The sequence below is a fragment of the Paenibacillus xylanivorans genome (assembly GCF_001280595.1).
Classification (GTDB): Bacteria; Bacillota; Bacilli; order Paenibacillales; family Paenibacillaceae; genus Paenibacillus; species Paenibacillus xylanivorans.
This window is the reverse complement of the sequence record NZ_LITU01000059.1, coordinates 173,051-178,401: the sequence shown is the minus strand read 5'-3', so window position 1 is coordinate 178,401 and position 5,351 is coordinate 173,051. Positions and strand designations below refer to the sequence as shown.

Here is a 5,351-nt window from a genome sequence, read left to right as displayed (position 1 = left end):
TATGTGTGAGGTGAAGGGTGATGTTTGGAAGGGATCTTCTGAAACAGAAACATGGATTACTTTAAAGTACAAGAATGAATTCCCTAAACGTGAGTTTGAGAGAAAGGCGGAAGCATTAAAATTACTAGGTGAACAAGGACTGCTAGTGAAAGCTCAAAACCCTGTATCCAGAGATAGGTCTGTTACTACTCAATATCGGCAAGATATGATAAAAAGGATTTGGGCACAATATGGGAATAGTAACAAAGTCTTTGCTGATAAGCTCATAAATAGAGTTACAAAACTAATGCAGCCCGATCATGTTTGGGAACTTCAGTTAAGCGGTCCTGACGTACCTTCTAATTTGAAATTTTTAGATACTCATACTAATTGGCATATTGGTACCCAACAAATTAGACCGCAGATCAGAAAATTACCAGTTGGAACAAAAATAAGGATAATAATTGAGTGGGGGGATTGAAAATATGAATAGTAGGTTAAATTCCTTACTCCAAGTAATTAGACACGAACTTGAACATGACGACAGTAGCATCATATACGGGGATATGCAAAAAGGCATTGACACTTACGGGGATATTGATGCAAATTTAGTACAATTCTACGAATTTTTAAAAATAAGTAATGGTGCACGATTTGGGAGCATAGATTTGTGGGCCTATGAGGAATTGGAGAGGCAACAATATCGGTTAGATCAATGGATCGGCGAGAGCGATAACTGGCTTGAAATTGGACAACTTCTGTACGAACCTGTAGTTATAAGTAAGTTAACAGGAGAAATCTCAATTTTAATGGACGAGGTTTCAATAAACGATTCAAAAAAAATTATTCAGTTCGATGATTTTTTAATACATTATATTTTGGGGAAGGGATATGAGGAGTTAGTTCCTGGGTTTGAGTATGACGAGTGGTATCACTTTTTAGTCAGATTAAAATTAATTTAAACGTACCCATAAATTTTTGTTGCTTGTAGGAGTGCCCATCAAGTTTTTCTGTATAAACACTTGTATGACAGATATGATGTATGCGCATCTCTGCCAAAGTTTTATGTATTCAGTTTTGACTTCCACTCCGCTCTATTGAAGGTTTGAGTCTTTGATTGAATTTCAATCAGGGCTCTTTTTTTTACTTTCGCACGGTGGAAGAATACAAGTCGGAGGTTTCGCGTTAAACCAGCGCAGCAGATGGTACGGTGCTACTCGATAATAGATATGCGTATGACTAAATCGGAAATACAATCGACTGTTGGAAGCCCGATATGCCAGATCCTAAGACACCTTCGGAAACACGCTGTCCACAAGAGAACAGCGTGTGAATCCGTTCCGTTATGCGGGAGAAATGCAGGACGTCCTGACGGGACATTACTATCTGCGCGCCCGGTTTTATAACCCGCTGATCGCGCGATTCACGCAGGAAGACACGTACCGTGGAGACGGTCTGAACCTGTATGCATATGTCGCTAACAACCCGATCCTATACATAGATCCAAGTGGGTATGCAAAAGCGGGAAGTGCGGGCTCCGCTTCTTGTGTGAATAAGGGCGATGCCATTGATAGAAAACCTCGTATGGGTGATGCAGATTATGATGGACCACTACCAGCAAAAAGTTGGACACTTGCAGTAAATGGGGATGGAGCACACTTGATTGAAAGAGTAAATGTGAGAAATAGACTTGATTTGGAACACTTTGATCAAAAAACCACTCCAAGGTTCTACCCTGCTGGTTCTCCAGAAAATGCTGGTCAAGCGCATATCAGGCTTCATGCTTCTACTAAAAAAGCAGGGATAAAATTAAGGGGAGGGAATCCCACTTTAACTGACGATGTACTTTTGAAAAAGTATGAGGCGGCCTATAACGATTCAGAGTTAGAAGGAATATTAGGGGCGTTACGGACTCCTGACAGTAAATTAATCGTTGGTGATAAACTTACTCCTGGTGAGGCATATACAAAATTGTTAGAATGGGGAGCAGAATATGAAAAAAATAACCACAAAAAAGAATGAGGGATCAATCAGATGTATAAAGATATAAATATCCAAATTGATGGGCTTGGTATTATTGTATATTCGCCCTTTTCAGTAGCACATATTAATGAAGAAGAGGATTATTTAACGCAAAATTATATGTCTGCTCAACAAGTAGCAGACCATGTCAATCGAGGAACTATTGTAGGGTTTTCAACAGGATCACCGGGAGATTATAATTTACGGATTAGGACAGGGTATCCCGATGAAAAAATTCTAGATGAGTCTGACTTTGTTTTGAGATTGGGATTAGAAGTACGCAATCATGAATTATGTATTAGAGACTTGTATGATTTAATGGAATGGACTAGCGAATTACCAGGTGAGCAAGTCATTCGTCTTGACAATGGTTATTACCATATCACTGTTTTCAGTAATTTGCCGGATTCAAAAATACGCGGTGATCAGCAGGAAATTTATCTATATTTCAATCAATTAACTGAAATGCCTAAAATAATGTATTCTGGGGTACCCACATTTGAGTAAATCAAGGAGTCAATCTAATTTGGATAATAGAACTGGAGAAATAGTTCTTCTTTATCGAATTAATTGATAATCTTCGAATAACTAAATAAAAGCAATAATGAGAGCTTAAGGAGCAGAATTACACTTACTTCCTAAGCTCTCATTATTGCTTTAAAATGTGTGGGGAAAGTAGATTCACCGCAACGAACAGGACAAAAGAGATAGAACCCGAATACATAAACATACGATGCCTTCGGCAACATGCTATCAGCAAAAGAGCAACGTGTGAATCCGTTCCGTTATGCGGCAGAAATGCAGGACGCGCTGACGGGACATTACTATCTGCGCGCCCGGTTTTATAACCCACTCATAGCGAGGTTCACGCAGGAAGATACGTACCGCGGGGACGGTCTGAACTTGTATGCGTATGTCGCTAACAACCCGATCCGATACGTAGACCCGAGTGGGTATATGTGTGAGGTGAAGGGTGATGTTTGGGGAGCGTTATCCAAACCTCTAACTGCTACACAACGTAGGAATTCGAATTCTACAGGGACAGTTACTGGTGGATACAATTCAAAAGATTATCAGAAGATTCTTATTGGATCTCATGGTAATGTCGGCAGAATTCCAAGTGATATCGCTGTTCAACTTCAAGGAAAGACATACAAAAACTTTAGTGATTTCCAAAAATCTTTCTGGAAAGCAGTATCTAGTTCCAAGTATGCTCAAGAATTCTCTTCATACCATAAGGCAAACTTATCCAGAATGAAGGGCGGGAATGCTCCTTTTGCGGATAAAACTCAGCAGACCGGAACCGCTTGGCCTCAAATGGTGTATAATATTCACCACAAAACTCCTATTAGTAAGGGAGGAGCCGTTTTTGATTTAGACAACTTATTAATCATTGCTCCCCGTACACATGCAGAAATATTAGAAGTTAATTACCATGGGTTTTACGGGTTCAAACGAAAATAACGATTAGGAGAGTAAGACATGAATATAGAACAAACACCATTTTTTAGGTTTCAACCCTATGCATACACAAATGGTATTTTCGAAGTCAACCATGAAAAGAAACATTGTTCTGTTTGCAAAAATATTAGCGATTATATGTACTATGGTCCATTTTATAGTATTGAAGATTTGAATGGAATCTGTCCGGTTTGTATCCACAATGGACTGGCTTCAAAAGAATTTAATGGAGTATTTCAAGGAGGGGTGGAATATAGAGGGTCATCTCTGTCGGTTTCGTACGATGATACTACAAATAAGTTTTTATATTTTCATGGTTATGATGAAATTTCCTCATTAGCAGAACCCGCAATTGAAGAATTATTATTTAGAACTCCTGGATATGTATCTTGGCAAGAGCCCTACTGGTTAACAGAAAACAATTTCCCTCTTGCCTTTGTGAAGTACTTAACAATAGAAGAAATAAAAGATGACTCATTGTTGTTTAGGGAAGCGTTAGATGAAATCAGTGAGAATTATGGTTTTAATACAGATTCAATTTCCGATGATGTAGGGCTGTATTTGTTTGAATCCTTATCAAGGGAAGGGAAGTACAGATTGCATTTGGATAATACTTGAGTTTACATGTCGGGCTATAATCTTACGCTTAAATTTCTCCGTACACAATCGTAAAGATGAACGTTTTATTTATGATACACATTACTTATCGTGGCGAGATTAAATGCTTCCATAAATATTATTTTGCCTTGGTTTTATACCAAGGCTATTTTATTATTATTCTCTTAGATGGGGAATTTATCTACATCCGCGTTGCATATTGCTATATGTGCTTAATCGACTGGTATAAGCCCGGTAAAATATCAGAGCCGAATTGGTAATCTGACCAAGGACACCACTCCGCGTCAGGTGCTGCGCTACGAGTATGATGCAGAAGGCCAAACGGTGGCACTCACGGATGCTGGCGGAACGCGCGTCGAATACGCGCATGATCCGGTGGGGCGGGTTGTTGCCATCCGGCAAGGTGAGAAAGATCTAGCTCAGTACACCTATGCAGCAGGCAACCGAATCGCGTCCATGCTGTACGGCAACGGTGTGCAGACGGCGTATGAGTATACGCCAGAAGGACAAGTATCGCGGCTCCACACCCGTGCAGCGGATGGAACAGTATTGCTCGACAACCGATATGCGTATGACCGGAGCGGGAACACGATCGGCTGTTATGGAACGGAAGATCGCGCGGAATACCGCTATGATGCACTGGATCGACTGGTGGAAGCCAGGTATGCCGAATACGGCACGGAGCAACTCGCTTATGACGCCGCAGGAAACCGAGTCTCTCGTGACTGGAACGGACAACGGACAAGCTATACCTATGATACCCGGAACCGCCTGCTCAGCCTAGTTGAGGAAGCATTGCAGAAAGAGGAGCAAGGTGTATCCGCTGAGCGAGCAAACGGGAAAAACATTCGCTACACTTATGATGCGCAAGGAAACCTGATCCGAGAGCATCAAGGGGAGCAGGTGATAAACTATGCCTATGATGCGTTTAATCGGACGATTCGAGTCGAGCAAGCAGATGGCGGTGTGGTGCAGCATGGCTTCGACCACGAAGGTTTGCGAAGCAGGATTGATACGAATGGAACTGTACGCCACTTCGTGCATGACCGCTGGCATGTCGTCAATGAACTGGATGAAACGGAGCGGGTGCAGTCATCTTATATACGTGGTCATGAATGGCTAACACAACTGGATGATCAGGGCGATGTGGCTTATTATGTAAATAATATCCACGGTGATGTGACCCATCTGACCGGATCACAGGGCCAGATTCTGAACGCATACACGTATGATGCATTCGGGAACACATTGTCTGCAAGAGAGCAACGTGT

General features: G+C 41.4%; 5 protein-coding genes and 4 pseudogenes. All 9 read left to right on the top strand.

The genetic code is table 11. From position 1 onward, the window contains the following. A pseudogene (locus tag AMS66_RS13810) lies at positions 1-460 on the top strand (hypothetical protein); the annotation flags it as partial. 4 nt (positions 461-464) lie between these two features. Continuing rightward, the gene (locus AMS66_RS13805) at positions 465-941 is read left to right on the top strand and encodes a hypothetical protein (RefSeq protein ID WP_053781345.1); all 477 of its coding nucleotides are present in this window, start codon (positions 465-467) and stop codon (positions 939-941) included. Between the two features lie 343 nt (positions 942-1,284). After that, positions 1,285-1,479: pseudogene (locus AMS66_RS34695) on the top strand (RHS repeat-associated core domain-containing protein); the annotation flags it as partial. Positions 1,480-1,527: 48 nt separating this feature from the next. Further along, positions 1,528-2,001, top strand: a complete 474-nt coding sequence (locus AMS66_RS13800) for a hypothetical protein (RefSeq protein ID WP_236703382.1) — start codon at positions 1,528-1,530, stop codon at positions 1,999-2,001. A 12-nt stretch (positions 2,002-2,013) separates the two neighbouring features. Then, positions 2,014-2,508, top strand: coding sequence for a hypothetical protein (locus AMS66_RS13795; RefSeq protein WP_053781343.1), 495 nt, complete (start codon positions 2,014-2,016; stop codon positions 2,506-2,508). A 234-nt stretch (positions 2,509-2,742) separates the two neighbouring features. Further along, positions 2,743-2,943, top strand: a pseudogene (locus tag AMS66_RS34550) (RHS repeat-associated core domain-containing protein); the annotation flags it as partial. A 15-nt stretch (positions 2,944-2,958) separates the two neighbouring features. Beyond that, a complete protein-coding gene (locus AMS66_RS13790) occupies positions 2,959-3,465 on the top strand; it encodes an HNH endonuclease (RefSeq protein ID WP_330219319.1) in 507 nt (168 codons plus the stop codon). An 18-nt stretch (positions 3,466-3,483) separates the two neighbouring features. Beyond that, positions 3,484-4,080, top strand: coding sequence for a CbrC family protein (locus AMS66_RS13785; RefSeq protein ID WP_053781341.1), 597 nt, complete (start codon positions 3,484-3,486; stop codon positions 4,078-4,080). Positions 4,081-4,368: 288 nt separating this feature from the next. Beyond that, positions 4,369-5,351: pseudogene (locus AMS66_RS13780) on the top strand (RHS repeat protein); the annotation flags it as partial.